Annotated in this window: 27 protein-coding genes; 15 read left to right on the plus strand and 12 right to left on the minus strand. The window is 73.3% G+C overall.

The annotated features are described in order from the left end of the window. The first annotated feature begins 2 nt into the window (after positions 1–2). The 4 genes from ACFV4P_RS10290 to ACFV4P_RS10305 all read left to right on the plus strand — a co-directional run bounded on the left by ACFV4P_RS10290 (position 3) and on the right by ACFV4P_RS10305 (position 3,587). Positions 3–632: a TetR/AcrR family transcriptional regulator gene (locus ACFV4P_RS10290; RefSeq protein WP_380469368.1), complete on the plus strand. Its 630-nt coding sequence runs from the start codon at positions 3–5 to the stop codon at positions 630–632. A gap of 76 nt (positions 633–708) precedes the next feature. After that, the gene (locus ACFV4P_RS10295) at positions 709–1,305 is read left to right on the plus strand and encodes a TetR/AcrR family transcriptional regulator (protein ID WP_380469371.1); all 597 of its coding nucleotides are present in this window, start codon (positions 709–711) and stop codon (positions 1,303–1,305) included. After that, positions 1,305–2,936, plus strand: a complete 1,632-nt coding sequence (locus ACFV4P_RS10300) for an isovaleryl-CoA dehydrogenase (protein ID WP_380469373.1) — start codon at positions 1,305–1,307, stop codon at positions 2,934–2,936. Before ACFV4P_RS10295 ends, ACFV4P_RS10300 begins: the two co-directional genes overlap by 1 nt. A gap of 165 nt (positions 2,937–3,101) precedes the next feature. Further along, the gene (locus tag ACFV4P_RS10305; RefSeq protein ID WP_073812140.1) at positions 3,102–3,587 is read left to right on the plus strand and encodes a hypothetical protein; all 486 of its coding nucleotides are present in this window, start codon (positions 3,102–3,104) and stop codon (positions 3,585–3,587) included. On the opposite strand, the gene ACFV4P_RS10310 is transcribed toward ACFV4P_RS10305, so the two are convergent. Continuing rightward, on the minus strand, positions 3,556–3,792 hold the full coding sequence (locus ACFV4P_RS10310; RefSeq protein ID WP_380469377.1) for a DUF2277 family protein: 237 nt from the start codon (positions 3,790–3,792) through the stop codon (positions 3,556–3,558). The two genes, ACFV4P_RS10305 and ACFV4P_RS10310, sit on opposite strands and share 32 nt — an antisense overlap. 49 nt (positions 3,793–3,841) lie before the next feature. Beyond that, entirely contained in the window at positions 3,842–4,822 is a 981-nt protein-coding gene (locus tag ACFV4P_RS10315; RefSeq protein WP_380469379.1) for an Lrp/AsnC family transcriptional regulator, read from the minus strand. 93 nt (positions 4,823–4,915) lie between these two features. Between ACFV4P_RS10315 and ACFV4P_RS10320 the strand changes: the two genes are divergently transcribed. After that, the gene (locus ACFV4P_RS10320) at positions 4,916–5,701 is read left to right on the plus strand and encodes an inositol monophosphatase family protein (RefSeq protein WP_380469382.1); all 786 of its coding nucleotides are present in this window, start codon (positions 4,916–4,918) and stop codon (positions 5,699–5,701) included. Between the two features lie 101 nt (positions 5,702–5,802). On the opposite strand, the gene ACFV4P_RS10325 is transcribed toward ACFV4P_RS10320, so the two are convergent. Continuing rightward, on the minus strand, positions 5,803–6,462 hold the full coding sequence (locus tag ACFV4P_RS10325; RefSeq protein WP_380469385.1) for a 4'-phosphopantetheinyl transferase family protein: 660 nt from the start codon (positions 6,460–6,462) through the stop codon (positions 5,803–5,805). A gap of 197 nt (positions 6,463–6,659) precedes the next feature. Between ACFV4P_RS10325 and ACFV4P_RS10330 the strand changes: the two genes are divergently transcribed. Continuing rightward, the gene (locus ACFV4P_RS10330) at positions 6,660–7,988 is read left to right on the plus strand and encodes a choice-of-anchor A family protein (RefSeq protein WP_380469387.1); all 1,329 of its coding nucleotides are present in this window, start codon (positions 6,660–6,662) and stop codon (positions 7,986–7,988) included. 93 nt (positions 7,989–8,081) lie between these two features. On the opposite strand, the gene kynU is transcribed toward ACFV4P_RS10330, so the two are convergent. Beyond that, on the minus strand, positions 8,082–9,329 hold the full coding sequence (kynU, locus tag ACFV4P_RS10335) for a kynureninase (RefSeq protein WP_380469389.1): 1,248 nt from the start codon (positions 9,327–9,329) through the stop codon (positions 8,082–8,084). Continuing rightward, on the minus strand, positions 9,326–10,153 hold the full coding sequence (locus ACFV4P_RS10340; protein ID WP_380469391.1) for a tryptophan 2,3-dioxygenase: 828 nt from the start codon (positions 10,151–10,153) through the stop codon (positions 9,326–9,328). The genes kynU and ACFV4P_RS10340 overlap by 4 nt, the downstream gene beginning before the upstream one ends. 145 nt (positions 10,154–10,298) lie before the next feature. Here ACFV4P_RS10340 and ACFV4P_RS10345 point away from each other — a divergent pair, with 145 nt between their 5' ends. After that, positions 10,299–10,754, plus strand: a complete 456-nt coding sequence (locus ACFV4P_RS10345) for an Lrp/AsnC family transcriptional regulator (protein WP_380469393.1) — start codon at positions 10,299–10,301, stop codon at positions 10,752–10,754. A 10-nt stretch (positions 10,755–10,764) separates the two neighbouring features. Here ACFV4P_RS10345 and ACFV4P_RS10350 read toward each other — a convergent pair whose 3' ends face one another. Together ACFV4P_RS10350 and ACFV4P_RS10355 are read right to left on the minus strand one after the other, a co-directional pair. After that, positions 10,765–11,403 (minus strand): MarC family protein, encoded by a 639-nt coding sequence (locus tag ACFV4P_RS10350; RefSeq protein WP_073812125.1) that lies wholly within the window; start codon positions 11,401–11,403, stop codon positions 10,765–10,767. Between the two features lie 17 nt (positions 11,404–11,420). Next, positions 11,421–11,738, minus strand: coding sequence for a barstar family protein (locus tag ACFV4P_RS10355; protein WP_380469396.1), 318 nt, complete (start codon positions 11,736–11,738; stop codon positions 11,421–11,423). Positions 11,739–11,857: 119 nt separating this feature from the next. Between ACFV4P_RS10355 and ACFV4P_RS10360 the strand changes: the two genes are divergently transcribed. From ACFV4P_RS10360 to ACFV4P_RS10370, 3 genes are all read left to right on the plus strand, one after another. After that, complete coding sequence (locus ACFV4P_RS10360) at positions 11,858–12,421, plus strand: DoxX family protein (protein WP_380469398.1); 564 nt, start codon at positions 11,858–11,860, stop codon at positions 12,419–12,421. A 29-nt stretch (positions 12,422–12,450) separates the two neighbouring features. After that, positions 12,451–12,969 carry an FxLYD domain-containing protein gene (locus tag ACFV4P_RS10365; protein ID WP_073812120.1) on the plus strand — a complete coding sequence of 173 codons (519 nt, stop codon included), beginning with the start codon at positions 12,451–12,453 and terminating at the stop codon, positions 12,967–12,969. Between the two features lie 270 nt (positions 12,970–13,239). Next, positions 13,240–15,045: a glycosyl hydrolase family 18 protein gene (locus ACFV4P_RS10370; RefSeq protein WP_380469400.1), complete on the plus strand. Its 1,806-nt coding sequence runs from the start codon at positions 13,240–13,242 to the stop codon at positions 15,043–15,045. Between the two features lie 153 nt (positions 15,046–15,198). Here ACFV4P_RS10370 and ACFV4P_RS10375 read toward each other — a convergent pair whose 3' ends face one another. Further along, entirely contained in the window at positions 15,199–15,762 is a 564-nt protein-coding gene (locus ACFV4P_RS10375) for a MarR family winged helix-turn-helix transcriptional regulator (protein WP_380469402.1), read from the minus strand. A 140-nt stretch (positions 15,763–15,902) separates the two neighbouring features. On the opposite strand from ACFV4P_RS10375, the gene ACFV4P_RS10380 reads away from it, so the two are divergent. After that, positions 15,903–17,180, plus strand: coding sequence for an MFS transporter (locus ACFV4P_RS10380; protein ID WP_380469404.1), 1,278 nt, complete (start codon positions 15,903–15,905; stop codon positions 17,178–17,180). A gap of 73 nt (positions 17,181–17,253) precedes the next feature. Here the strand turns inward: ACFV4P_RS10380 and ACFV4P_RS10385 are convergent, their stop codons facing one another. After that, positions 17,254–18,309 (minus strand): MerR family transcriptional regulator, encoded by a 1,056-nt coding sequence (locus tag ACFV4P_RS10385; RefSeq protein ID WP_380469406.1) that lies wholly within the window; start codon positions 18,307–18,309, stop codon positions 17,254–17,256. 296 nt (positions 18,310–18,605) lie between these two features. Between ACFV4P_RS10385 and ACFV4P_RS10390 the strand changes: the two genes are divergently transcribed. From ACFV4P_RS10390 to ACFV4P_RS10400, 3 genes are all read left to right on the plus strand, one after another. Continuing rightward, on the plus strand, positions 18,606–20,189 hold the full coding sequence (locus ACFV4P_RS10390; protein WP_380469408.1) for a dolichyl-phosphate-mannose--protein mannosyltransferase: 1,584 nt from the start codon (positions 18,606–18,608) through the stop codon (positions 20,187–20,189). Positions 20,190–20,204: 15 nt separating this feature from the next. Further along, entirely contained in the window at positions 20,205–21,068 is an 864-nt protein-coding gene (locus ACFV4P_RS10395) for an ABC transporter permease (RefSeq protein ID WP_380469409.1), read from the plus strand. A gap of 218 nt (positions 21,069–21,286) precedes the next feature. Beyond that, entirely contained in the window at positions 21,287–21,874 is a 588-nt protein-coding gene (locus ACFV4P_RS10400) for a TMEM165/GDT1 family protein (RefSeq protein WP_073812112.1), read from the plus strand. Between the two features lie 19 nt (positions 21,875–21,893). On the opposite strand, the gene ACFV4P_RS10405 is transcribed toward ACFV4P_RS10400, so the two are convergent. Both ACFV4P_RS10405 and ACFV4P_RS10410 read right to left on the minus strand, forming a co-directional pair. Further along, complete coding sequence (locus ACFV4P_RS10405) at positions 21,894–23,132, minus strand: hypothetical protein (RefSeq protein ID WP_380469411.1); 1,239 nt, start codon at positions 23,130–23,132, stop codon at positions 21,894–21,896. 88 nt (positions 23,133–23,220) lie between these two features. Beyond that, positions 23,221–24,171, minus strand: a complete 951-nt coding sequence (locus tag ACFV4P_RS10410) for an AraC family transcriptional regulator (protein WP_380469413.1) — start codon at positions 24,169–24,171, stop codon at positions 23,221–23,223. A gap of 105 nt (positions 24,172–24,276) precedes the next feature. Here ACFV4P_RS10410 and ACFV4P_RS10415 point away from each other — a divergent pair, with 105 nt between their 5' ends. After that, positions 24,277–24,801 carry a DUF1772 domain-containing protein gene (locus tag ACFV4P_RS10415; RefSeq protein WP_380469415.1) on the plus strand — a complete coding sequence of 175 codons (525 nt, stop codon included), beginning with the start codon at positions 24,277–24,279 and terminating at the stop codon, positions 24,799–24,801. Between the two features lie 7 nt (positions 24,802–24,808). Here ACFV4P_RS10415 and ACFV4P_RS10420 read toward each other — a convergent pair whose 3' ends face one another. Further along, positions 24,809–25,957 (minus strand): methyltransferase domain-containing protein, encoded by a 1,149-nt coding sequence (locus ACFV4P_RS10420; protein ID WP_380469417.1) that lies wholly within the window; start codon positions 25,955–25,957, stop codon positions 24,809–24,811.

Raw genomic sequence — 25,957 nt, forward strand, 5'->3', positions numbered from 1 at the left:
CCATGACCCGCACCGCACCCCCGCAGCCCGCGCCCGGGAACGCGCCGCGCCGGGGCCGCCCCCGCGACGCCGCACGCGACCGGGCCATCCTGGACGCCACCCTGGCCGTCCTCGCCGAGGGCGGCTACGGCGCGCTGACCACCGCCGCGGTGGCGGCCCGCGCGGGCGTCTCCACCGCCACCCTCTACCGGCGGTGGTCCTCCAAGGACGAGCTGGTGATCGCCGCGGCCGCCACCCACGTCGAGGACATCCACGCCCACCCGGACACCGGCTCCCTGGAGGGCGACCTGCGCGTCCTGCTGCGCGACAAGGCCGCCGCGCTCACCGGCGAGGCGGGCCGGCTGATGCAGGCGCTGGTCGGCGAGGCGGCGCAGAACGCCGCCCTGGCGGACGCGCTCACCACGGCCTTCCTGGAGCCGGTGCACCGCCGGGTCGTGGAGGTGGTCCGGCGCGCGGCCGAGCGCGGTGAGATCGCCTCCGTTCCGGACCCGGATCTGGTCGGAGCGGTGGTGGTGGGCCCGCTGATGAGCCGCTTCCTGCTCATGCCGCGCCCGGACCAGGTGGATGCGGCGACGGCGGAGTCCGTCGCCGACCGACTGCTGCCGTTCGCGCTGCGGGCGGTGGGCCGGTAGACGGCAGGAGCAGGGCTCCAGGGTCCCCGGGCGCGGCCTCTTTCTGAAGCAGTGAATCGGTGCTTCAATTCTTGGTATGGCCTATCGACGCACTGCCGCCGTCCAGGCCCGCCTCGACGGTCAGCGGGAGGCCGTCCTGCGGGCCGCCGTCGCTCTGCTCGCGGAGCGGGGGTACGGCGGGTGTTCGATGGCGGCGGTCGCCGACCGGGCGGGGATCGCCACCGGGAGCATGTACCAGCACTTCGACAGCAAGGCCGATCTCGCGGTGACGCTGTTCCGGACGGTCTGCGGGCGGGAGATCGACGCCGTCACCGAGGCTGCCGGGCGGGCCGCCGATCCGGTGGACGGGGTGGCGGCCGTGGTGGAGACCTTCGCCGCGCGGGCGCTGAAGTCGCCCCGGCTGGCGTACGCGCTGCTCGCCGAGCCCGCGGACCGGGTGGTCGAGGCGGAGCGGCTGGTGTTCCGGCGGGCGTTCCGCGACCTGATCGCGGCCCGGATCGACGAGGCCGTCGCCTCCGGTCGACTCCCCGCGCAGCGAGCCGAGTCGACCGCCGCCGGGATCGTCGGAGCGGTCGGTGAGGCGCTGGTCGGCCCGCTCACGGACGGCCGGCCGTCGGAGGCCGTCCTGCCCGAGCTCGTCACCTTCACCCTGCGCGCCCTGGGAGGGCACTGATGGCAAGCACGCACGAGGTCACCAACCAGGTGCCCGACCCGTTCGGCCACGACGTCGCCGAGGACCCCACGCTGCTGGCCGCCCTGGAGCGGGCCGGCGCGGGCTGGGCCGCCGAGGAACTGCACGCGCTCGGGCGGCTGGCCGGCACCGAGCAGGCCGCGGACTGGGCCCGGCTCGCCAACGACAACCCGCCGGTGCTGCGCACCCACGACCGCTACGGGCACCGCATCGACGAGGTCGAATTCCACCCGTACTGGCACGAGTTGATGCGCACCGCGGTCGAGCACGGCCTGCACGCCGCACCGTGGCGGGACGACCGTCCGGGCGCGCACACCGCCCGTGCGGCCAAGTTCTACGTGTGGGGGCAGGTCGAGGCCGGGCACACCTGTCCGATCTCGATGACGTACGCCTCCGTGCCGGCCCTCCGCACCAGCCCCGAACTCGCCGCCGCCTACGAGCCGTTGCTCGCCGCCCGGGAGTACGACTTCGGACTGCGCGAACCGCACGGCAAGCGCGGGCTGATCGCCGGCATGTCGATGACCGAGAAGCAGGGCGGCTCCGACGTCCGCACCAACACCACCCGTGCGGTGCCCGCCGGCGACGGCACGTACCGGCTGACCGGCCACAAGTGGTTCACCTCCGCGCCGATGTCGGACCTGTTCCTGACGCTCGCCCAGGCCCCCGGCGGCCTGTCCTGCTTCGTGCTGCCGCGCGTCCTGCCCGACGGCAGCCGCAACGCGCTGCGGTTGCAGCGGCTCAAGGACAAGCTCGGCAACAAGTCGAACGCCTCGTCCGAGATCGAGTACGAGGACGCGGTGGGCTGGCTGGTCGGCGAGGAGGGCCGCGGGGTGCGGACCATCATCGAGATGGTCAACATGACCCGCCTGGACTGCACCATCGGCGGTGCCTCCGCGATGCGCTACGGCGCGCTGCGGGCCCTGCACCACGCCGGCCACCGGCAGGCGTTCGGCAGGACGCTGGTCGAGCAGCCGCTGATGCGCAACGTGCTGGCCGACCTGGTAGTCGAGTCGGAGGCCGCCACCGCGATCGCCATGCGGCTCGCCGAGTCCACCGACAAGGCGCTGGCCGGTGACGAGCAGGAGGCCCGCTTCCGCCGCCTGGGCCTGGCCGTCGCCAAGTACTGGGTGTGCAAGCGCGGCCCGGGCCACGCGGCCGAGGCGCTGGAGTGCCTGGGCGGCAACGGCTACGTCGAGGAGTCCGGCATGCCGCGGCTCTACCGCGAGGCGCCGCTGGTCTCCATCTGGGAGGGCTCCGGCAACGTCGCCGCCCTCGACGCGCTGCGCGCGATGGCCCGGCAGCCCGAGAGCGTCGCGGCCGTGTTCGCCGAGCTCGACGCCGCGAGCGGACTCGACCGGCACTTCGACACCGCCGTCGCCGACCTCCGCAAGGACCTCGCCGACCCCGAGCACCTCGAGTACCGCACCCGCCGGCTGGTCGAGCGCCTCGCCCTCACGCTCCAGGCGTCCCTGCTGCTGCGCCACGGCGACCCGGCCGTCGCCGAGGCCTTCACCACGACCCGCCTCGGCGGCCGATCCGGCCTGGCCTACGGCACGATGCCCACCGGCCTCGACACGACGGCGATCCTCGCCCGCATCCCCGACCTGCCCTGACCCGGCACCGCCACCCTGCGGGGCCGGGCCTCAACTCGGCCGGCCCGTGCGGGGGTTGGGCGTCCGCCGGGCCCGGCCGCGCACGCGGGGCCGGGGCGCCGGATAAGCGCTGCTAGCGTGGCGGACGATTTCTTTTCCGGTGGTTTTCGAAGGGTTGCGGCGGCGATGGCGAAGTTCCTGCTGAGTCTGCATCTGGTGGTCGCCGTGCTGGCCGTCGGTCCGGTCGCGGTGGCGGTGAGCATGTTCCCGCGGAAGGCGAAGGCCGCGCTGGCGGCCGGGCCGGAGCAGGCGACCGCGCAGGCCTCGGTGCGGCTGCTGCACCGGATCTGCAACATCTACGCGCTGATCGGGATCGCCGTGCCCGTGCTGGGCATCGGCACCGCGCAGGCGATGCACGTGCTGGGCAACGCCTGGCTGATCGCCTCGATGGTGCTGACGGGCATCGCCGCGGCCGTGCTGATGCTGTTCGTCCTGCCCAATCAGCAGGCCACCGTGGACGCGATCGACGCGACCGAGAACCAGGAGGCGGAGACCGCCCGGGCCACCGGCATGCTGAAGATGCTGCCGATGACCGCGGGCCTGTTCAACCTGCTGTGGGTGGTCGTGCTGGTGCTGATGGTCATCCGACCGGGGTCGACGAACGGGGCGTGACGCCCCGCACCTCCAGGCCGGCCAGCAGCTCGGCGGTGGCGGCCGCGACGGCCGCGACCGCCGCGTCGAACGCCTCCCGGTTGTGCGCGGCGGGAGCACGGAACCCGGAGATCTTCCGGACGTACTGGAGCGCCGCCGCGTGCACGTCCTCGGGAGTGGCGTCGGTCGTCATCGGGGGACGGAGAGTCTTGATGCTTCGGCACATGCCTCCAGTCTGCTCCGCCGCACCGACAGCGGAGCCGGTTCGCCGACATTCAGCCGGGAAACTGCCGAAGCCGCACCCCGGCCCGTTTGACGGCCCGCGCCACGATCGCCGTCTCGGCGCGCCGCACCCCCAGCGGGCCCAGCACCTCGGTGTGGAAGCGGTACAGCGCGGCGTGGTCCGGGCAGAACACCGCGGCCATCAGGTTGGTCGGCCCGCCGGTGGCCAGCACCCCGTGCACCTGCGGGTGCCGGGCCAGCGCCTCACCGGCCGCCGCCAGCCGCCCCGGCGGCAGCTCCAGCCACAGGTTGGCGTCCACGGCGGCGCCCAGCAGCCGCGGGTCCACGCTCACGTGGGTGCGCAGCAGGCCGCCCTCCGCGAGCCGGTGCAGCCGCCGCCGGACGGTCGACTCCGGCGCGCCCGAGGCGGCGGCCAGCGCCGCGTGCGAGCGGCGGGCGTCCACCGCCAGCAGGTCGAGCAGCCGGTGGTCGAGCCCGTCCGGCTCCGGCGGCGCACCGGCGGGCGGCGGCGGGGCCAGCAGCGCCTCCTGCTCGGCCGTCAGCGCGCCGCAGCGCCACGCCGAGGCGTCCGCGAACAGGTGCAGCACCGCGTGCGCGGTCGACTCCACCACCGCGTCGGTGGCCGGGAGTTGTCCGTACAGCAGCCGGTCCCGGGCGGCCGCGCCGCCGAGCACCACCGCCGACACCTCCTGCCCGCCCAGCATCACGTCCACGAACGGGACGTCCTCCCGGGCGGCCAGCGCCAGCGCGATCGCGTCCACCCGGCCGCGCAGCACCCGCACCCGCAGCAGCAGCGCGTCGAGGGCCGCCGCCCGGGTGTCCGGCATCCGCACCACCCGGACGGTGCCGGAGCCCAGCAGCCGGCCCAGCCGCCTGGTCACGGTGCGCGCCGACACCCCCAGCACCTGCGCGATGCGGCCGCTCTCGGCCCGCCCGTCCACCTGCAGCGCGTGCACCAGCTGCCGGTCGAGCGGGTCCAGCAGCGTGGCGGGATCCGCCGTGTCCGTGTCCATGCTGTCCGATTCCCGTCGAAACCTGTGCCCGAGACGTCCTGAAGCGTCGGCCCGACGGTACTCCTGGAGCCCACCGCAGCGAAGGAGAATCCCGTGGACGACATCCTGACCGGCACCGAGGCCGCCCTGCGCGAGGTCGGCGCACGGCTGGCGGCCCGGCAGCCGGCCGAACCCGTCGACGCCGCCACCCCCGAGCAGGCCCACGCCGCGTTCGAGGCGATCGACCGGCCCGCCGGCGAGCTGCTGCGCGAACGGCTCACCGCACTGCGCCCCGGGGCCGGTTGGCTGGACGACGAATGGGCGCAGGACGTGCCGCGCGACGGCGAGTGGTGGCTGTGCGACGCCACCGACGGCGCCGTGCAGTACCTGAGCGCGTTGCCGCAGTGGGCGCTCACCGCGACGCTGCTGCGCGACGGGCAGCCCGTGCTGGCCGTGGTGCACGCGCCGCTCGCCGGCACCACCCACACGGCGACCGCCGGCGGCGGCACCCGACTGAACGGCCGCCGCTGCGCACCCCGCCCCCGCACGCTGGCCGCCGCCGTCGCGGCCACCTCCCAACCCCCGCTGATCGCCCGCGACCCGCGCGCCCTGCACGCGGCCGGCGCCTCGCTGACCGCCGTCCTGCCGCACGTCCTCGCGGTCCGCAACCTCGGCCCGACCTCCCTCCAGATCGCCCAGGTCGCCTCCGGCCACCTCGCCCTCTTCTGGCAGTACGGCCCCGACCCCGCCAACCTGCTCCCGGGCGCGCTCCTCGCCGCCGAGGCCGGGGCCGCCGTCACCGACGCCGAGGGCCGACCGTGGACGCCGGCCGCGCCGTCCTTCGTCGCCGCCGCGCCCGGTGTGCACGCCGAACTCCTGGACGTGCTGCGGACGGTGTGAGCGACGGGACGAACTCCCGGGCGCGGTCCGGGCGTTGGACCAGTGGGGGCGAGAGCGACGGCGGTGGCGCTGACGCCCGGCCGGATGCGGTCGTTACGTCCTCACAGCTCGCCCAGGGTCGTCGGGAGGGTGGCCGCCGCGGTGAACAGCACGTGCTCGGTGGTGAGTTCGAGGTAGTGCAGGTCCTCGTGCCGGTGCTGGGCGGGCGGGTCGAGGGGGAGCGCGGAGAGGTCGATCTCGGGCAGCCGGTCGAGGGTGGCCCGGCCGAGCTTGATCAGCGCCTCCTTGCGCACCCACTGGCGCAGGAACGCCCGGGTGGGGTCGGGGTGTCGGCGGACGAGTTCGGCCTCGGCGGGGCTGAGCACGTGGCCGAGCGTCGCCGGGTCGTTGTTGCGCGGGCCGAGGTGCTCGACGTCCACGCCGATCGGGACGGGGCCGGCCGCGGCGGCGATGTTCCCGCCGGTGTGGGAGAGGCTCAGGTGGACGCCCGGGCGGTCGGTGAGCAGCGGCCGGCCGTGCCCGGTGCGCCCGCAGCCGGGGCACTGCTGGCCGAAGGCGACGTCGGCGGGGTCGATGCCGAGATGTGCGGCGGCACAGTACCGGACCAGCAGGTGGGCGGCGACGTAGTCGTCGCGGTCGGCGGGGCGGCGGAAGCGGTCGGCGCGTTCGCGTTCGACGTCGGTGAGCAGCCGCTCGTCGGCGTCGGGCCGGGCGAGGACCTCGGCGGTGGTGGCGAGCAGGGCGAGCGGGTGGTTCGACACGGGTCTCCTTGGGTGGGCGGGCGCCGTCACCTGTGCACCGGCAACTTAGTCCGTTCGAGTGATTCTTCTGCGAGTCGGTCGAGGGGAGGCTGATTATCGCTCTTGTGTGCCCCTTTTCTGGCGGGGGTCGGCTGTCCGTCGACCCACCGTCAACGAAAGGGGTACCCGTGCGACACGGCGCTCGTCCCAGGAGCCGGATGGTCCGGTACGCGGCAGTGGCGGCGCTCGTCGCCGCCCCTCTGGTCACCGTCGCTTCGATCGGTCAGGCCGACCAGCTCGCCCCGCCATTGGGGCCGTGCGTCGGGGACTGTCCGAACCCGTTCCCGATCCCGCCGCACAACGGCCCTGCCGCCGGCACCGACAACACGATCAACGTCTTCGTCGGCGGAAGTTACACGGTGGAGGGCCGGGCCGCCGAGGTCGAGGGGAAGGTCGTCACGGTCAAGGACCTCACCGTGAACAAGGACGGCGGCGGCCTCTTCAACATGGGTGTGGTCGGCGTCGGCTCCCAGGTCGCGCCGCCGCCCGGCACCGACCATGTCACGGTCGGCGGCGCCGTCGACGTCGTCACCAACAACCGGGTGCAGATCGGCGGCGGCGACCCGGCCCGCTGGGGCAACCTGGCCTACGGCACCACCCAGAGCGGCACCCTGGAGTTCTCCGGCCCCGGCGCGGCCCGCCATGACCCGGAGGCGATCGAGCCGTACCTCGGCCTCGGCACCGTCATCAAGGGCGACTCGACCTGCATGGCCGAGCAGACCGCCACCGGCACGCTGAGCGTCGAAGGCAACCTGTACACCTTCACCGGCGACGGCCACAGCATGCGTCAGATCTTCAACGTCGACCGGAACATCGGCAGCGACAGTGCCGCCGCCGACATCGTGTTCGCCGGGATCCCGGCCGGCGCCACGGTGATCGTCAACATGGTCGGACCGGACCCGGTGCTGATCCGAACCAACACCGGCAGCGGCTTCCCCGGCGACCAACTCACCGACATGCAGCCGCTGTTGATGTGGAACTTCCCGGCGTCGACCTCGGCGACGATCTCCGGCGGCGCCCAGTTCCAGGGCTCGATCATGGCGGGCAACTCGGCCGGCACCCTCACGGTGTCCACCCCCGGCGCCAACGGCCGCGTCTACGTGGCCGGCAACCTGGTGCAGACCGGCACCGCCGGGACGGAGATCCACGCCTACCCGTTCAACGGCGACCTGCCGACCTGCGGGCAGAGCCCGTCGCCGTCGCCCTCGCCGTCCCCGTCGCCGAGCGAGAGCCCGTCGCCGTCGCCCTCGCCGAGCCAGTCGGAGAGCCCCGGCCCGTCGCCGTCCGAGACCGAGACCCCCGAGCCGACGGAGGAGCCCACGCACGGCGAGCGCCCCGCGCCCGAGCCGAGCCGCCACAAGCCCACCGGCCCGCTGGCCGAGACCGGCAGCGGCCTGGTCGCCCCGGTGGCCGGCGCCGCCGCGGTGCTGCTGGGCCTCGGTGCGGTCGGCGTGGTGCTGGCGCGCCGCAGCCGCCGCCGCCACTGACGGCACGCCACTGACGGCACGCCACCACTGACGGCGCGCAGCCGCTGAGTCGAACGGCCGGAACTCCCTTGGGAGGACCGGCCGTTCGGTGTGTCAGGTGACGTCGCCGCGGCGGCCGAACCGGTCCTCGCGCCACTCTCCGGAGGCCAGCACCTCGCGCAGCGCCGTCGCCGCGTCGTGCACCTCCGCCCGGGACAGGTACAGCGGGGTGAAGCCGAAGCGCATCAGGTCCGGCGCGCGGAAGTCGCCGATCACGCCGCGGGCGATCAGCGCCTGGACGATCCGGTAGCCCTCCGGGTGCCGCAGCGCCACCTGGCTGCCGCGCCGCGCGTGCTGTTCGGGCGTCGCCGACGCCACGTCCAGATCGGCCGTCAACTCCAGGAAGAGATCGGAGAGTTCGAGGCTCTTGGCGCGGACCGCGGCCGGATCGGCCAGCTCCCACACGTCGAGCGAGGACTCCAGCGCGGCCAGCCCGAGCACCGGCGGCGTCCCGGTGAGGAAGCGGGTGACGCCCTCGGCGGGCCGGTAGCCCGGTTCGAAGTCGAACTGCCGGGCGTGGCCGAACCAGCCGGTCAACGGCTGCCGGGCGTCCGGGTGGTGGCGCTCGGCGGCGTACAGGAACGCGGGCGCGCCCGGCCCGCCGTTCAGGTACTTGTAGCCGCAGCCGACCGCGAAGTCCACGCCCGCCGCGTCCAGTTCGATCGGCAGCGCGCCGGCGGTGTGGCACAGGTCCCAGACGGCGAGTGCCCCGGCGCGGTGGATGCGTTCGGTGACGGCGGCCATGTCGAGCAGCTCGCCGGTGCGGTAGTCCACGTGCGACAGCAGCACCACCGCGGTGTCCGCGTCGAGTACGTCGTCCAGCCGCGCCGCCGAGTCCACCAGCACCGGGCGGGCGCCCGGGTGCAGGCCGGCCAGCCCGTCCGCGATGTACAGGTCGGTGGGGAACGCGTCCCGCTCCGCGACCAGCACGTGCCGCCCGGGCCGCAGCCGCAGCGCCGCGCCGAGCACCTTGAACAGGTTGACGGAGGTGGAGTCGCAGACCACCACCTGTCCGGCGGCCGCGCCCAGCAGGTGCGCGCCGAGCCGGTCGCCGAGCCGGCCGGGCTGGTGGAACCAGCCGGCGTCGTTCCAGGACCGGATCAGGCCGGTGCCCCACTCCTCGGCCACCACCTTCGCCAGGTGGCCGGGCGTGCGCCGGGGCAGCGCGCCGAGCGAGTTCCCGTCCAGGTACAGCACGCCCTCGGGCAGCGCGAACTGCTCGCGCAGCGGGTGCAGCGGGTCGGCGGCGTCCCGCGCGGCGCACTCGTCGCGGGTGGGGGGCACGGTGCGAGTCGTTGTCACAGTTCGTTCCTGACTGACCACAGTTCGGGGAAGACGTCCTGGTCGGCGGAGTGCTTGAGCCAGCTCAGGCCGGAGGAGCCGCCGGTGCCGGGCTTGCCGCCCATGGTGCGCTTGACGGCCGAGTAGTGGCGCTGCCGCCAGCGGGTGACCCGCTCGGCGGTGTCGAGCAGCGCCTCGCCGAGGCGGGCCAGGTCGGCCAGCTCCGGGTCGCTGTACACGGCCCGCCAGGCGGCCTCGACGGCGTCGTCGTGCTCGCGGCGGGAGCCGGCGGGAGCCGCGGGTATCTCCAGGCCGCGCCGGGCGAGGACGGCCAGCGCCTCGTCGTACAGGCTGGGCGTGCGCAGCTCGGCGAACAGCTCGTCGTACTCGGCGGGGGAGTCCTGGTACATGGTCAGCATGCGTTCGCTCTTGTGGCCGAGCAGGAACTCCAGCAGCAGGAACGTCGAGGACTGGAAGCCGGACGCCTCGCCGAGCACCGGTCGGAACGCGTTGAACTCGCCGGGCGTCATGGCGGCCAGCAGGTCCCAGGAGGAGACCAGCACGTCCTGGGTGTGCTGCCCGCGGCGCAGCGCGTCGCCCGCGGCGGTCAGGTCGTCCTCGCGGAGCGCGGCGCGGGCGGCGGTCCACTCGCGGTGCAGCAGGTCGAACAGCAGCTCCATCACCTGGGTGGCGACGATGAACGTGTACTCGGCGGGCTCGGCGGAGACCGGCTGCTGGAGCGAGTGCAGCTCGGCCAGGTGCACGTACTGGGCGTACGGGGTGCTCGCGTCGGGCGCCTGATCGCTGCCGAACCGCAGGTGCGGCTGGTGGGTTTTCCCGGTCATGGCCGGTACCTCCTGGTTCCGCCCGCTCCGGGGTGTGGCGGGGCGCCACCATTGTGCGGCGCGGCGGCCTGCTCTTGAATGGGCGTCGTAGCCCGATCGGCGGCAATGCCCTGTCGTTCGAAAGGCACTTCGCCCCGATCGCCTGATGAACGCAAAGGAGTCGACGATGGACGCGGTGGACCGGCTGCTGCTGGCCGAACTCCAGGCCGACGCGCGGCTGTCGTACAACGAGCTGTCCCGCCGGGTGAACCTGTCGCCGCCGGCGGTGGCCGAGCGGGTGCGCCGGCTGGAGTCGGACGGCGTGATCACCGGCTACCACGCGCACCTGGACCCGGCGAAGGCCGGGGCGGCGGTGATGGCCCTGGTGACGGTGCAGTGCTACGGCCCGCGCTGCGTGCTGCGCGACCCGGAGGTCGCGCACTGGCCGGAGGTGTTCCAGCTGCACCGGGTGACCGGCGGCGCGTGCTGCGTCCTGCTGGTCGGCGTCCCTGACATGCCGGCCTTCGAGCGGCTGACCGACCGGCTGGGCGGCTACGGGCAGCCGACCAGCTCGATGATCCTCTCCAGCCCGGTCCCGTGGCGGGCGATCCCGGCGTCCTGAGTCCGGCCGTTCAGTGGCCGTTCGCGGACGGGGCGAGGTGCACGCCGAGGCTCTCCAGCCCGTACAGGAACATCTCCACGCCGACGGCGGCCAGGAGCAGTCCGAGCAGCCGGGACAGCACCTCCAGCGAGGTGCGCCGGCTGGCCCGCAGCAGCGGGGCGAGCAGCAGCACGGACAGGCAGTCCAGGGCGATCACCGCGACGTACATGGCGGCGACCGTGGAGTGCCACTCGAAGGTGTCCCGGGTGAGCGACTCGACCAGCAGCGCGGTGATCGCCAACGGGCTGGCCACGTACGGCAGCAGCAGCTCGCGGATGCCGTCGGCGACGGGATTGGCGAGGTGGCCCTCGCTGCGGCCGCCGCCGAGGTGCACGCCGAGCACCAGCGCCACGGCGTAGATGAAGAAGATCACCCCGCCGGCGATCTGCAGCGACTGGTCGGAGATGTGGAACAGCGCCGCCATGACGTCCGCGCTGTACGCCAGCACCAGGCCGACCAGTGCCGCGACCAGCGAGGACACCAGGGTGAGCCGGCGCAGCTCGGCGGGGGTGCGGGTCTGGCTGAGCTGGGCGAAGGCCAGCAGGACCTTGGGCGGGCCGACCACGGCGAAGAAGGTGACGAAGACGGTGCTCAGGTTGATCGCCGACATGCGCCCATGATGGGTCGTCAGCGCAGCCGAACGGTGACGCCACCCTGGCGCAGCACGTCGAGGACGGCGTCGAAGTAGGAACGTTCCTCCTCGTCGGGGCCGATCACCCGGCGGGTGAGCACCTGGGCGGAGCGCAGCGCGTCGCGCCAGATCAGCACGAACGGCGGCTCGGGGGTGAAGCCGCCGCGCAGCATGTCGGCGAGGGCGTCGAGGTTCTTGCCGTAGTAGCCGTCGGGGGCGTGCACGGCGTGGCCGAGTTCGGCCCAGAACCCGGGTTCGCCGGTGACCCGGGCGCCGTGCAGGACGTACTCGGGCGGCTGCGGTGCGGTGGGCATCGGGAGTCTCCCTGCGGGGTGGGTCGGGTCGCCCGGATGGGTTCGCCGGGTCGAACGAGGGCGGTGCACACGCTGGGATGGGCCCTACGGTCTTCACTTCCACACCCAGGGACAACACCATGACCAGTCTGCACCGCAAGGATCTCGGTCTGTTGGCACTGCGCACGGTCGTCGGCGGTGTCCTGTTCGCGCACGGCGCGCAGAAGCTGTTCGGCTGGTTCGGCGGGGGCGGCCTGGAGGGCACCGCGCAGGCCATGGAGCAGATGGGCTTCGAGCCCGGCGATCGCAGTGCGCTGGCGGCCGGGCTGGGCGAGGTGGGCGGCGGTGCGCTGCTCGCGGCGGGCCTGGCCACCCCGGCGGCCGGGGCGGTGGTCGCCGGGACGATGGCGGGCGCGATCTCGGTGCACTTCCCGGCGGGTTTCTTCGCGCACGGCGGAGGCTACGAGTACCCGGCGCTGCTGGGCGCCTGCGGCCTGGTGCTGGCGGTGTCCGGCCCGGGCCGCTACTCGTTGGACGCCGCCTCGGGCCACGCGTTGGGCCGCCCGTGGATCAGCGTGCTGGCGTTCGCGGCGAGCGCGGCGGGCACCGTCGCGGTGGTGACGCGCCGGCAGGAGGAGGTGCGCCGACGGGAGGCCCGGGCCGCGGACGCCGCGACGGGTGAGGACGGCACCGGGCTCTCCTGAGCGCCGCGAGACGAAAGGAAGGACCACTGATGGAGCGACAGATCCGGGCGGTCGCCGGTTTGGCGGCGGCCGTACTGCTGGGTTCGGCGGCGCTGACGGGCTGCACCTCGAGCGGCAATCCGACCCCGGCCGCGTCCTCGGCGCTGGAGGGCGGGAAGTCGGCGCTGGCCTCGGCCGCGGGGTCGGCGACGGCGAAGATCGGTTCGGCGGCTGCCTCGGCCGGCGAGTCCGCGCAGGCGGCCGCGTCCTCGGCGCTGGCGAGCGTCAAGGGCGGGCTGAACGCGAAGGGCGACGTGTCGCTGGGGTCGGCGACCACCGAGTCGGACGGGAAGCTCTCGGTGCCGGTGACGGTCACCAACCACGGCTCCCAGCCCGGCAAGTACACGATTCAAGTCAACTTCGACGACGCCTCCGGGAACCTGCTGGACGCCACCGTGGTGACGGTGCCGGAAGTGGCTGCCGGGGCGACTGCGCAGGCCACGGCGCACAGCAACCGTTCGCTGAACGCTCCCGTGACACCTGTGGTGGCGAATGCGCTGCGGTACTGATCGGTCACCGAACCTTAAGCGGGGCGTAAGCGTCAGATCCCGCTCTTGACGGTCGAGTTGGTCTAGTCCATTTTACTTGGCAGGTGCAGGGAGCCCCTGGGCCGGCGTCGGTGGTTCAGACCACCGGCGCCGGTTCGGCTTATCCCGTACCTGGCGTTTTTGCAGGCCAACGCTTCGATTCCCCCTGTCATGCCCCTGGCTGTGCGGCCCCACCTCGCACGGTTCGTATCCGGGTTTGTCAGGACCCCCACAACCAGGAGTCACGCAGCCATGCTTCGTACCGTTTCCCCCGAGTCGCCGACGCGGCGGCGACCCAAGGGCTGGGCCGCGCTCGCGGCCGGCACCGCGGCCTCCCTGCTGCTCGGCGGCACGCTGGCCCTGACCGGCGGCACCGCCCAGGCGGCCCCCACCAACTCGACCGGTGCGCCGGCCACCAGCGGTGGCATCAAGGTGGCCTATTTCGACCAGTGGTCGATCTACGCCAACGGCTACTACCTGAAGACCATGAACGACACCGGCGCCGCCGGGAAGCTCGACTACCTGATCTACGACTTCGGGAACATCGACCCCACCAACCTCACCTGTTTCGAGGCCAACAAGGCCGCGTCGCAGAACGAGGACGACCCCAACGCGGGTGACGGCGCGGGCGACTCCTTCGCCGACTACCAGAAGAGCTTCGGCGCCGACATCTCGGTCGACGGCGTGGGCGACACTTGGAACCAGCCGATCGTCGGCAACTTCAACCAGCTGAAGAAGCTGAAGGCGAAGAACCCGAACCTCAAGGTGCTGCTGTCGATCGGCGGCTGGACCTACTCGAAGTACTTCTCCGACGTCGCCGCCACCGACGCGTCCCGGAAGAAGTTCGTGTCCTCCTGCATGGACCTGTACATCAAGGGCAACCTGCCCGCGCAGGGCGGCTACGGCGGCCCCGGCACCGGCGCCGGCATCTTCGACGGCATCGACATCGACTGGGAGTACCCGGGCGGCAACGGCCACGCCGGCAACCACTCCTCGCCGAACGACAAGCAGAACTTCACCTCGCTGCTCGCCGAGTTCCGCAGCCAGCTGGACGCCCAGGGCAAGACCGACGGCAAGACCTATGGCCTCGCGGCCGCGGTCGGCGCCGGTCAGGACAAGATCAAGTACGTCGAGACCGACAAGATCGGTCAGTACCTGACCTTCCTCGACATCATGACGTACGACATGCACGGCGGTTGGGAGGCCCAGGGCCCGACCAACCACCAGGCCCCGATCTACACCAACCCGAACGACCCGATGAACCCGGTCCCGGGCGGCAACGGGAAGTACTCGCTGGACAACGCCATCAAGGCGTACACCGTGGGTGACCCGCAGTACGGCATCCCCGGCGGCTTCCCGGCGAAGAAGATCAACGTCGGCGTCCCGTTCTACTACCGCGGCTGGACCGGCGTCACCGCCGGCGCCAACCACGGCCTGTTCCAGAAGGCGACCGGCCCCGCGCCGGGCGGCTCCTACTCGGGCAACGTCAACGGCATCAAGATGTACAAGGAGCTCAACGGCTTCGTCGACAACCCGGCCTACACCTACTGGGACGACGCCGCGAAGGCCGCGTACTTCTACGACGGCAACACCTTCTGGTCGGGCGAGAACGCCCAGTCGATCCAGGCCAAGCTGGACTACGCGCACTGCAACGGCCTCGGCGGCTCGTTCGCCTTCTCGATGTACGACCTGGGCACCCAGACCGCGCTGTTCGACAAGATGGTGACCGCGACCAACGGTTCCGCCGCGAACTGCCCGGCCGCCCCGACCGAGTCGGCCAGCCCGTCGCCGTCGACCTCCGCCTCGCAGTCGGCCAGCCCGTCGGCCTCGGCGTCCCCGTCGACCTCGGCGTCCCCCTCCACCTCGGCCTCCCCGTCGCAGTCGCCGACCACCGGCGCCTGCTCGGCCGCCCCGAGCTGGAACGCGGCCACCGTGTACGCCACCGCGACCAAGGTCTCCTGGAAGGGCCACTACTACACCAACAAGTGGTGGACCACCGGTGAGGACCCGAGCCTGACCGGCCAGTGGGGCACCTGGACCGACAACGGCCCGTGCTGAATGACTTCTGACTGACCTCTCGACGGACGAGGGGCGCAGGGAGATCTCTCTCCTTGCGCCCCTCGTTCCGTTGTGCGCGGTGCGGGCGAGCGGGTTCGTTGCCGACGGGTGGGATGCGTGGCAGACAGGTGGGATGCGTGGCCGACGGACCGGTCAGCAGGTCAGGTCGTCGGTGCGGCCGAGGGCGTCCGGCTGGGACTCCTCGATCCGGCGCAGCATCCGGGTGAGCGTCGCGGCCAGCTCGGGGCGGGCCTCGGCGGGGACGTCCTGGAGCACGTCGGCCTCGAAGACCGCGGCCATCCGCATCAGCTCGATCCACTTGTCGCGGCCGACCGGGGTGAGCTCGATGATCACTCGGACCCGGTTGGCCTCGTCGCGGTCCCGGGTGACCAGGCCGTCGGCGACCATCCGGTCGATCCGGTGGGTCATCGCGGCCGGGGTCAGGCCGAGCCGCTTGGCGAGCTCGCCCGGGCCGAGCCGGTACGGGCTGCCGGCGAAGACCAGCGCCTTGAGCACCTCCCACTCGGCGTTGGTGATGCCGAGGGTGGCCAGCTGGCGGCTGTAGGCCACGTTCATCCGGCGGTTGAGCCGGGAGAGGGTGGAGACGATGGTCTCCACCTGGGGGTCCACGGTGGGGAACTCCCGCTGGTAGAGGGCCACCTGCTCGGCGATGCCGAGTTCGGTCGGGCTGGCGGGCTCCGCTCTGCGTGCGCTCATGGGGTCATTGTTCCACGCATGGTGCACCTGTTAAGCCTTTGACTCGTTAAGGTTTCCATGCTTAGACTTTAGGTCTGAAATCTTGCGAGGTAAAGCCGTGGCTGTCGAGGCCCGGCTCCGGTGTCTTTGAGGGGTGTGCAGTGAAGGAGTGGGGCGGCCGACTGCGTCGCGTCCAGGTCGGCAACGCACTGAGCGCGTTCGGCAGCGGCTTCACGCTGCCGTACATGTTCGTGTACGTGAACGAGGTGCGCGGCCTCGGTTCCGCGGCGGCCGGCGCGGTGTTCACCGTGTTCGCGCTCGCCGCGTTCGCCGTGCTGCCGTTCACCGGCCGCGGCATCGACCGGTACGGCCCGCGCCCGGTGCTGCTGGCCGGCGCCGCGATGGCCGCCGGCGGTGCGTTCGCCTTCGGCCAGGCCACGGGCACGCCCGCGCTGCTGGTCTCCTCGTTCCTGTTCGGCGCCGGTGTCACCACCTGTCAGCCCGCGCTGGCCACGATGATCGTCCGCTGCACCCGCAAGGCCCAGCGATCCCGCGCCTTCGCGCTCCAGTTCACCCTGGTCAACCTGGGCATGGGCATCGGTGCGCTGGTCGGCGGCCAGATCGTCGACACCGCGGACCCGGCCAGCCTGACCAGGCTGTTCACCATCGAGGCGCTGACCTTCCTCGGCCTGGCCGCCGTCACCGGCACCGCGAAGATGCCGGCGGCGGAGGTCGAGCCGAGCGGCGCGGCCGCCTCCTCCGGCAAGGGCGGCGGGCTGCGGGCGCTGGTCGCCGACAAGGCGATGCTGCGGCTGTGCCTGCTCGCCGGGCTGATCTTCTTCACCTGCTACGGCCAGTTCGAGTCCGGCGTCGCCGCGTTCGCCACCCACACCGTCGGGATCGCTCCCTCCATCCTGGGCCTGGCGATCGGCGCCAACGCGCTGACCATCGTGGTGCTGCAGATGTTCGTGGTCCGGATCACCGAGCGCCGTCGCCGCACCACCGCGATGGCCGCCGCCGGCGTGGTCTGGCTCGCCGCCTGGGGCATGGCCGCGGTGGCCGGCCTGATCCGTGAGGACGCGATGGCCGCGACGGTCGCGATCGTCGCGATCTACGCGCTGTTCGGCGTCGGCGAGTCGCTGCTCGCGCCCACCATGGGCCCGATCGTCGCGGACCTCGCCCCGACCCGGCTGCTCGGCACCTACAACTCCGGCTACGCCCTGGTGAAGCAGACCGCCGTCGCGGCCGGCCCCGCCGTCGGCGTCCTGCTGGTCGGCTCCGGCACCTGGCCGCTGTACCTGGCCTCGATGGCCGTCTGCACCCTGCTGATCGTCGCCCTCGCCGTCCGCCTGCGCGGCTTCCTGACGCCCGCGCAGGACAACGTCCGGGTGATCGCCGTCCCGCAGCGCGAGCTGCGGGAGCTGGAGGCGGTGGCCTGACGGGCGCGCACGGCCGCCCGGCCGGGAGAGGTTCCTCTTCCGGCCGGGCGGCCTCTTCGTGTGCCGGGAGGGGTCAGCGGCGGGTGGGCATCAGGAGCGAGAAGGTGTCCTCGCGGGACGGGAAGCGGATGGCCAACGGGGCGATGGGGCCGGTCAGTTCGAGGATCAGCTGGTCGGCGCCGCCGACCGCTTCGAGGAGGAAGTCGCGGTTGACGTGGACCAGCAGCTCGGCCGGGGCGGTGCTGCCCGGGAGGGCGTCGGCGGCGGTGGCGGTGACGGCCGTGACGGGGAAGTCGACGCCGTCCTGGGAGCGGGTCACGGTGGACTCCCCGGTGGCGGCGAGCATGCTGCGCAGCTGGTCGGCGCTCAGGGTCAGCCGGTGGGTGGGCTCCAGCCGGACCAGGCGGCGGTAGTCCGGGAAGTCGTGGTCGGCGCGCTCGCCGGAGAGCTCGCGGCCGGCCGCGCGGATGGTGAACTGGGCTTCGTCGATGACGAGTTCGGCTTCGGCTTCGGTCTCGGCGGTGCCGGTGAGGAGGGCGCGGGCGGCATCGGCGAGGGCGGTCGGGAGGAGGGCGGAGGCGGCCGGGCCGTCCAGGGCGGCCGGACAGTCGGCGACCGCCAGACGGTAGCGGTCGGTGGCGACCAGGTGCAGGACGCCGTCCTCCACGTCCAGGAAGATCCCCGCGACGGCGGGCACGGCGGCGTCGGACGGAGCGGCGAAACGGACGGCGTCCAGGGCCGCGGCGAGCCGGGCGGCGGGGACGGTCAGGCGGGTCTGGGGCACGGGGAACTCCCTGGAATCGAGCAAGGCGCGGACGGTGGAGAGTTCACGGCGGGCATCGGAGAGGCCGTCCTCCAGGCGGCGCAGGTGCGCGTCCAGCTCGGCGCGGGCCTCGGCCGGGGTGCCGGTCAGGATCCTGGTGATGCCGGCGAGCGGCATGCCGACACGGCGCAGGCGGGCCAGCAGGCGGGCGTCCGGCAGTTGCTCGTTCGCGTACCAGCGGTAGCCCGTGTGCGGGTCCACGGCGGCGGGGGCGAAGACGCCGGCGCCGTCGTAGAAGCGCAGGGCGCTGACGCTCAGGCCGCTGGCGCGGGCCGTCTCGCCGATGCTGAGCATGCTGTTCTCCACGGGGTGGATCCTGGGGGCTCGACCTGGTCGAGGGTCAACTGCGCGACAAGCGCCGACCGGTCCGGAAGGTCGCGATCACGTGCAGGTCATTGTCCTGCGTCGCGATCTTGCGGTGTGGCGCCTTCCGCTTCGCGCAGTTCCGCCCCCTCGGCTTCGCCTGGGGGTACCCCCAGCGCCCCTGTCTTCGCGCTCACCCGCTCTCGCACGAGTCCCCCCACCGCTGTCGGCGTGCTCGTTGCGGCTAGGATTTGCGACATTGCGGACAAGTCGTCAACTTGCGGGCGGACGGGGAGGATATGGCGCTGGCGGTCGAGGTGCGGCGGCAGGTGGGCGGCGCGGTGGCGGCGGCGGACCGGTACGGGTGGTGGGGGCCCGTCGGGGTGGCGGTGTTCGCGGGGGTGCTGCGGCTGTGGAACCTGCCCTACCCGAATGCGTTCGTGTTCGACGAGACGTACTACCCGAAGGACGCGTGGTCGCTGCTGCAGCAGGGCTACGAGGCGGTCTGGCCGGACAACGCGAATCAGCTGATCCTCGGTGTGCCGCAGGTGATCCCGCTCAGTGAGGCGCCCGCGTTCGTCGCGCATCCGCCGCTGGGCAAGTGGGCGATCGCGGTGGGGGAGCACTTCTGGGGGCTGCATCCGTTCGGCTGGCGGATCGTGGTGGCGGTACTGGGCTCGCTGAGCGTGCTGATGCTGGCGCGGATCGGCCGGCGGCTGTTCCGGTCGACGCTGCTCGGGTGCGTCGCGGCGCTGCTGATGAGTGTGGACGGCCTGCAGTTCGTGATGAGCCGGGTCGGTCTGCTGGACGGGATCTCCGGGTTCTTCGTGCTGGCCGCGTTCGGCTGCCTGCTGATCGACCGTGACCGCACCCGGGACCTGCTGCGGGCGGCCCGGGCGGAGGGCGGACGGGCGGGGGACGAGGTCCGGCTCGGGGTGCGGCCGTGGCGGCTGGCCGCCGGCGTGCTGCTGGGGGCGGCGTGCGCGGTGAAGTGGAACGGCCTGCAGATCCTGGCGGTGTTCACCGTGCTCACCCTGCTGTGGGACCAGGCCGGGCGGCGGGCGGCCGGGGCGTGGCGGCCGTGGCGGTCGATGCTGCGGCGGGATCTGTGGCCGAGCGCGCTGTCCATGGTGGGCAGTGCGCTGGTGGTGTACGTCGCGTCGTGGAGCGGCTGGCTCGCGAGCAGTGGCGGCTACGGCCGGCAGTGGGCGGACGGCCGGGCCGGGCTGTCCCCTGCTCGGACGCCGCTGGTGGACATCCCGTTGCCGCAGGTGCCGATGAGCTGGGTGCCGGCGCCGCTGCGCAGCCTCTGGCACTACCACGCGCAGATGTACGACTTCAATACCGGCCTGTCGTCCCCGCACACGTACCAGTCGAACGCGTGGAGCTGGCTGGTGCAGGGCCGACCGGTGTCCATGTACTGGGAGCAGGTGCCGGACGGGCAGCGCGGCTGTACGTCCGGCGAGGGGTGCGCGAGTCAGATCCTGGCGCTGGGCACGCCGTTCCTGTGGTGGACGGCGTGCTTCGCGCTGGCGTACGCGCTGTACCGGTGGTTCTTCCGGCGGGACTGGCGTTCCGGCGCGATCCTGGCCGGCGTCGCGGCCGTCTACCTGCCGTGGTTCCAGTACCAGCAGCGGACGACCTTCTCCTTCTACATGGTGCTGCTGGTGCCGTTCCTGTGTCTGGCGGTGGCGCAGATGCTGGGCGCGATGCTCGGGCCGGAGGGCTGCCCGCCGCGCCGGCGCCGGTGGGGCGCGGCCGGGGCCGGGCTGATCGTGCTGGCGATCGTGGGCTGCTTCGCGTACTTCTACCCGCTGTACACGGCGGAGGTGATCCCGATGTCCGAATGGCGCGACCGGATGTGGTTCACCAGCTGGATCTGACGGAACCGACAGGACGTGAAGACGCTTTCCGCAGGCGGGGGTTCGCAGCTGCTCCCGGTGACCTGGCCGCTCGCCGCGGCGTGCGTGGTGCTGCTCGCGGTGGCCGCGCTGGTCGCCGGACGGGCCGGACTGGGGCACGGGCGGGCGGTGCTGCGCGCCGGGGTGCGGGCGGCCGTGCAGCTGGCGGCCGTCGCACTGGTGATCGCCTGGGTGGTGCGGTCGCTGTGGGCGTCCGCGCTGTTCGTGGTGCTGATGTTCGCCGTCGCGGTGCGCACCGCGGGCCGGCGGATGGGCGAGGGCCGGGCCGGGCGCGGCGGACGGTGGGAGTGGGCGTGGGCGGCGGCGCCGATCGCCGCCGGGGTGCTGCCGGTGCTGCTCCTGCTGGCCGTCACCGGGCTGCTGCCGCCGAAGGGCCTGAGCGTGATCCCGGTCGCGGGCATCCTGATCGGCGGGGCGCTCACCGCGACCTCGTTGGCCGGGCGGCGGGCGCTGGACGAGCTGCGGCTGCGGCACGGCGAGGTGGAGGCCGCGCTCGCGCTGGGCTTCGAGGAGCGCGAGGCCCGGCTGGAGATCTGCCGCACGGCCGCCGCGACCTCGCTGGTGCCCGCGCTCGACCAGACCCGTACGGTCGGGCTGGTCACCTTGCCCGGCGCGTTCGTCGGCATGCTGCTGGGCGGTGCGACGCCCGTGCAGGCGGGCGCGGTGCAGCTGTTCGTGCTGGTCGCGCTGCTGGCGGTGGAGGCGGTGGCGGTCGCCGCCGTGCTGGAGCTGGTCGGCCGCGGGCTGGTCGGCGGGCAGCGCGACGATCACGGGCCGGGCGGCGGGCGGGGCGGGGGTCGGGGCGGCGGGCGGGGCGGGGGTCGGGGCGGCGTCCGGTAAGCTCGGCGCGTTGTTGAAGGGGAGTAGCCCTCCACCGGACCGTCGACATACTGGCCCGTGCCTCGCGGACGTGCCCGGCGCCCGGGGCACCCTGCGGGGTGTCGGCGAGACCTTCGGCCGCAGTGCTGTGACCATGAACCAGTGCTGCCGGGCCGAGGCGTCCCCTTCCACGGGTACCCGGGGCGCGGCGGCCCGAGAACGAGAGACACCCGCATTCGATGAACAGCCTGACCATCGCCGCGCTGACGTTCGGCATCATCTTCCTCTCCGAACTGCCGGACAAGACCGCCCTGGCCAGCCTGGTCCTCGGCACCAAGTACCGGGCGAGCTACGTGTTCGCGGGCATCGCCGCCGCGTTCGCCCTGCAGGTCGCGCTGGCCCTCGTCGCGGGCAGCCTGCTGTCGCTGCTGCCGCACCGCTGGGTGGAGGGCGTCACCGGCATCCTGTTCCTGGTCGGCGCGGGCATGCTGCTGTGGCACAAGGAGGACGAGGACGACGAGGGCGAGGGCAAGCAGCCCGCGAACAACTCGTTCTGGAAGGTCGCCGGCACCAGCTTCGTGATCGTCGCGGTCGCCGAGTTCGGCGACCTCACCCAGATCATGACCGCCAACCTGGCCGCCAAGTACGCCGATCCGCTGGCCGTCGGCCTGGGCTCCTGGCTGGCGCTGTGCGCGGTCGGCGGCATCGCCATCGTCGGCGGGCAGAAGCTGCTGCGGCACGTGCCGATGAAGGTCATCGTGCGGATCGCCGCGCTGGCGATGATCGCGCTGGCCGGGTTCAGCCTGTTCAAGGCGATCACCGGCTGATGCACCGTCACATGGGCGGCTAGCAGTCCGGGTTCTGTGCCATCGATTCCAACAGGGCTCGGGTCTGCGGGTCGTAGACGCCCCTGGTGATTCCCTTCAGCTTGTTGCGGTTCTGCTGCTGGAAGGCGGCCAGCGTGTTCTCCGTCCAGTAGCCGAAGCCGGGCTGGTTGTTCTTGGCTCTGTCCAGGGTGAGATCGCCGATCCGGTTGCAGCCGACCGTCATCAGCAGCCGCTGCAGCTGCACCACGTCCGGCCCGGTGTCGTCCCGCTGCAGCGTCCGGCTCGGGGTGGACGAGGGCGGTTGGGTGGTCGGCGGTGCGGACGGGCTGTCCGTGGCCGGGGTGCTGGCGACGGGTGCGGCCGCCGGCTGGGTGGTGGCGGGCTGGGACGGCCGGGCGGAGGAGCGGGTCGGCGACGGAGCGGTCGAGCTCGCCGACGCGTCCGGGGAGGCCTCGGCGCTCGGGGTGCTCTCGGCGGTCGAGGCCACCGCCGGGCCGGTCGGGGCGGGCAGCGCGTGGTCGGTGGAGCTCGGCGAGGAGGACAGCAGCATCGCCAGGCTCGCCGCCAGCGCCGTCACGCCCACCGCGCCGCCCGCGATCACCAGCCGCTTGCGGTCGGCGCTGCGGCGGCGCTGCGAACGGCGCTCCGTGCGGCTGACCGGCGGGGCCGGCTCGCCGTCGTCGTGGAAGCCGAACATGCCCAGGTCGGTCGCCGGGGGCCGGGCGGCCGGGACGGGCGGGAGCAGTGCGGTGGCGGGTTCGGGGCCGGCGGGTATCGGCGGGATCAGCGCGGTCGGGGGCTCGGGCTGCGGCTGCTGCGGTATCGGGTTGGGCGGCGGCGGGACCACTCGGCCGAGCGGGAACGGGACGCCCTGGTCGGTCTGCACGAACCGTCCGGGCGCGGGGGAGCCCTGCGGCGGGACGGGCGGCAGCAGCTGCGTCGCGGCGGCGTCCGGCCGGCCCGGCACCGACGGCGGCGCGAACGGGGCGGTGGGCTGCGGGGGCACGAACTGCGGCTCGGGAACGGGCAGTTGGTGGGTGATCGGCTGCACCGAGGGCGACCCGATCCGGGTGGCGAACGGGTCGCCGGCCGGGTCGCCGGACTCCACCACGGGCGTGCCGGCGACGTACGGGCGCACCAGGTGCGGGCTGTCCAGCGGCGGGAGAACCACGGTCTGCTCGACCGGGGACACGGCGGCGCACGCGCAGCTGCCGGCCGGACCTGCGGTGCCGCAGTGGGGACAGCGGTCTGCCGACATCGGCCGGTCCTCCTCGGGTCGGAAACGAACGGGGTGATTATGCAGGACCATCCCACGGGGCAACAGGGACGTCCGGACCGGGGTGCGTTCAGCCCGCCGCCGCGCCCGCCTGCTCGCGGAACTGCTGCGGGCTGAGACCGCGGACCCGCTTGAACGCGGCGCTGAGCGCGAAGCCGCTGCCGTAGCCGACCCGGCGGGCGACCGCCGTGAGGGTGGCGTCCGGTTCGGCCAGCAGGTCGGCGGCCTGGGCGAGCCGCCAATGGGTGAGGTACGCCATCGGGGGCTCGCCGACCAGGTCGGTGAAGCGGCGGGCCAGCGCCGCCCGCGAGACGCCCGCCTCGGCGGCCAGCTCGTGCACCGTCCAGGCGCGCGCCGGGTCGGAGTGCAGCAGGCCCAGCGCGCGGCCCACCACCGCGTCCGCGTGCGCCCGGTACCAGGCCGGGGCGTGGCCGCCGGCGTCGCGCGAGAACCAGCAGCGCAGCGCGGAGATCAGCAGCAGGTCGAGCAGCCGGTCGAGCACCGCCTCCTGGCCCGGCTCGTCCCGTCCGATCTCCGCCTCCAGCAGGCCCACCAGCGGCGAACTCCACTCCTCGGCGGACAGCCGCAGCACCGGCGGCAGCGCGCGCAGCAGCCGTCCGCTGACCTCGCCGTGCAGCTGGTAGGTGCCGCTGAGCAGCACCGTCGACGCGTCCCTGGCGGTGCCCCAGGTCCGGACGCCCTGGTCGAGTTCCTCGCACATCCGTTCGCCGGCGGGCGTCGTCGACACCTGCCCCGGGTGGATCACCACCTGCGGCGCGGTCTCCGGCCGGTCGGCGACGGTGTACGGCTCCGGGCCGCGGACGATCGCCAGGTCGCCGACCCGCAGCGGCACCGGCGGGCCGCCGTCCGGGACGATCCAGCCGTCGCCGCGCACCGTGGTCAGCACCGTCAGCGGCGCCCGGTCCTCGATCCGGATCGCCCACGGCGGGTCGAACACCGACCGCAGCAGGAACGCCCCTTGGGCCCGGGGACCGGTCAACAGTGCGGCGAGCGCGTCCATGGCCGCCAGCGTAGACGTCCGGCGCCCCGCCGGGTGGACGCTCACACATGTCAACGAGCTTCTGGGCCATGGATCTTGAACCCCGCCACCGGTTGACTCTTCCCCATGACCACACGAACGGGGGCCCACGGCATGGCAGTTCTTCGCACGGTGACGCTGATCGGCGCGACCCTCACCGCCGGGCTCGCCGCGGGCCTGTTCTACTCCTACGCCTGCTCGGTGATGCCGGGCCTCGCCAAGGTCGACGACCGCGCCTTCGTCGACACCATGCAGCGCATCAACGTGGCCATCCTGAACGGCTGGTTCATGCTCAGCTTCCTCGGCGCGCTCGTCCTCATCGTCGCCGCCGGCTTCCTGCAGTGGCGCGGCGGCGACCGCACCGTCCTGCTGTGGATCGTCGCCGCGGCCGTCCTCTACCTCGCCATGCTGGTCATCACCAGCGCGATCAACGTCCCCCTCAACGACAAGCTCGCCGCCGCCGGCGCCCCCGACAAGCTCACCGACCCCGCCGCCGTCCGCGCCGCCTTCGAGGACGTCTGGGTCCGCTGGAACGTCGTCCGCGCCGTCACCAGCACCGCCGCCTTCGCCTGCCTGACCTGGGCGCTCGCACTGTCCGGCCGCAACTCCTGACCCGGGGTCAGGCGAGTCGGACGGTGTGCTCGCCGCCCGGGGAGACGGTGAGCTCGAACCGGTCGAACCCCGGCCGGCCCAGGCCGTCCCACCACCGCCACGCGGACTCCACCTCGTCCCACAGCCGGCGCGGGCCCGACTGCACCACCTCGAACCCGGCCCGCCCCGGCTCCCGGTCGGCCGTCGCCCACGAGGTGCCGACCGTGTCGTGCAGCCAGAGCGTGTAGGAGCCGTCCGGGTAGCGCTCCGTCAACGGGAAGACCGCCGGTACGCGGACACCGATCGCGAACATCGCGGCCCAGTCGCCGAGTTCGTCCGGTGACAGGGCGGTGGTGGAGCGGACGCCATCGGCGGGCCACGGCCCGTCCAGGTAGGCGAGGCTGCTCGCCGGGCGGGTGCTGCGCTGGGCGCGCAGGCGCATGAAGGCGGAGGAGTGGACGAACCTGCCGCAGGCGCTCCCGTCCGGGCGGACCGTCAGCCGCACGATCGCCTCGCCGCCGTACTCCGGGCCCCAGGGCGCGACGATCACTGCGCCCGGGCGGCACTGCCGGATCCAGGCGGGCGGCACGCTCCCGACCGAGCAGGTGGCGATCACGCGGTCGAAGGGCGCGGTCGGCGGATGCCCGGTCGCGCCGTCGCGCACCACCGCGGTGGGGGCGTAGCCGGCCCGGCCCAGCCGCCGTCGGGCGTCGGCCGCCGAGGCGCGGTCCAGTTCGACGGTGGTGACGTTCGCCGAGCCGAGACGGTGCGAGAGCAGCGCGGCGTTCCAGCCCGTGCCGGTGCCGATCTCCAGCACGCGGTGACCGTCCGCGACCTCCAGCGCCGCGAGCATCGAGAACACCATGGTGGGCATGGAACTCGACGAACTCGGCATGGTGCCTCTGGAGTTGCCGACGTGCGCCCCGTCGTCCCACTGCGTGGTCAGCGGTACGTCCGTGTACACCGCCCGCCACCACCCCGCCGGATCCTCCCGGCGATTCACCGCCGCGCCCTGCCGCACGCCGTCCGCCATGCCCGGCCACACGGTGTCCGGTACGAACAGGTGCCGGGGAACGGCGTGGTAGGCCGCGAACCAGTCCGGTTGCAGCGACCCGTTGGCGATGAGCGCGGAGGCCAGCCGGTCGCGGCCGGCCTCCGCGAATTGACGTGACGTCAC

It is taken from the genome of Kitasatospora sp. NPDC059795, assembly GCF_042732175.1.
GTDB lineage: Bacteria > Actinomycetota > Actinomycetes > Streptomycetales > Streptomycetaceae > Kitasatospora.

Coding starts and splice junctions, on each gene's coding strand:
- ACFV4P_RS10290 (WP_380469368.1), top strand. CDS start 3: ATGACCCGCACCGCACCCCCGCAGCCCGCGCCCGGGAACGCGCCGCGC.
- ACFV4P_RS10295 (WP_380469371.1), top strand. CDS start 709: ATGGCCTATCGACGCACTGCCGCCGTCCAGGCCCGCCTCGACGGTCAG.
- ACFV4P_RS10300 (WP_380469373.1), top strand. CDS start 1,305: ATGGCAAGCACGCACGAGGTCACCAACCAGGTGCCCGACCCGTTCGGC.
- ACFV4P_RS10305 (WP_073812140.1), top strand. CDS start 3,102: ATGGCGAAGTTCCTGCTGAGTCTGCATCTGGTGGTCGCCGTGCTGGCC.
- ACFV4P_RS10310 (WP_380469377.1), bottom strand. CDS start 3,792: ATGTGCCGAAGCATCAAGACTCTCCGTCCCCCGATGACGACCGACGCC.
- ACFV4P_RS10315 (WP_380469379.1), bottom strand. CDS start 4,822: ATGGACACGGACACGGCGGATCCCGCCACGCTGCTGGACCCGCTCGAC.
- ACFV4P_RS10330 (WP_380469387.1), top strand. CDS start 6,660: ATGGTCCGGTACGCGGCAGTGGCGGCGCTCGTCGCCGCCCCTCTGGTC.
- ACFV4P_RS10340 (WP_380469391.1), bottom strand. CDS start 10,153: ATGACCGGGAAAACCCACCAGCCGCACCTGCGGTTCGGCAGCGATCAG.
- ACFV4P_RS10345 (WP_380469393.1), top strand. CDS start 10,299: ATGAACGCAAAGGAGTCGACGATGGACGCGGTGGACCGGCTGCTGCTG.
- ACFV4P_RS10350 (WP_073812125.1), bottom strand. CDS start 11,403: ATGTCGGCGATCAACCTGAGCACCGTCTTCGTCACCTTCTTCGCCGTG.
- ACFV4P_RS10355 (WP_380469396.1), bottom strand. CDS start 11,738: ATGCCCACCGCACCGCAGCCGCCCGAGTACGTCCTGCACGGCGCCCGG.
- ACFV4P_RS10360 (WP_380469398.1), top strand. CDS start 11,858: ATGACCAGTCTGCACCGCAAGGATCTCGGTCTGTTGGCACTGCGCACG.
- ACFV4P_RS10365 (WP_073812120.1), top strand. CDS start 12,451: ATGGAGCGACAGATCCGGGCGGTCGCCGGTTTGGCGGCGGCCGTACTG.
- ACFV4P_RS10370 (WP_380469400.1), top strand. CDS start 13,240: ATGCTTCGTACCGTTTCCCCCGAGTCGCCGACGCGGCGGCGACCCAAG.
- ACFV4P_RS10375 (WP_380469402.1), bottom strand. CDS start 15,762: ATGAGCGCACGCAGAGCGGAGCCCGCCAGCCCGACCGAACTCGGCATC.
- ACFV4P_RS10390 (WP_380469408.1), top strand. CDS start 18,606: ATGGCGCTGGCGGTCGAGGTGCGGCGGCAGGTGGGCGGCGCGGTGGCG.
- ACFV4P_RS10400 (WP_073812112.1), top strand. CDS start 21,287: ATGAACAGCCTGACCATCGCCGCGCTGACGTTCGGCATCATCTTCCTC.
- ACFV4P_RS10405 (WP_380469411.1), bottom strand. CDS start 23,132: ATGTCGGCAGACCGCTGTCCCCACTGCGGCACCGCAGGTCCGGCCGGC.
- ACFV4P_RS10410 (WP_380469413.1), bottom strand. CDS start 24,171: ATGGACGCGCTCGCCGCACTGTTGACCGGTCCCCGGGCCCAAGGGGCG.
- ACFV4P_RS10415 (WP_380469415.1), top strand. CDS start 24,277: ATGACCACACGAACGGGGGCCCACGGCATGGCAGTTCTTCGCACGGTG.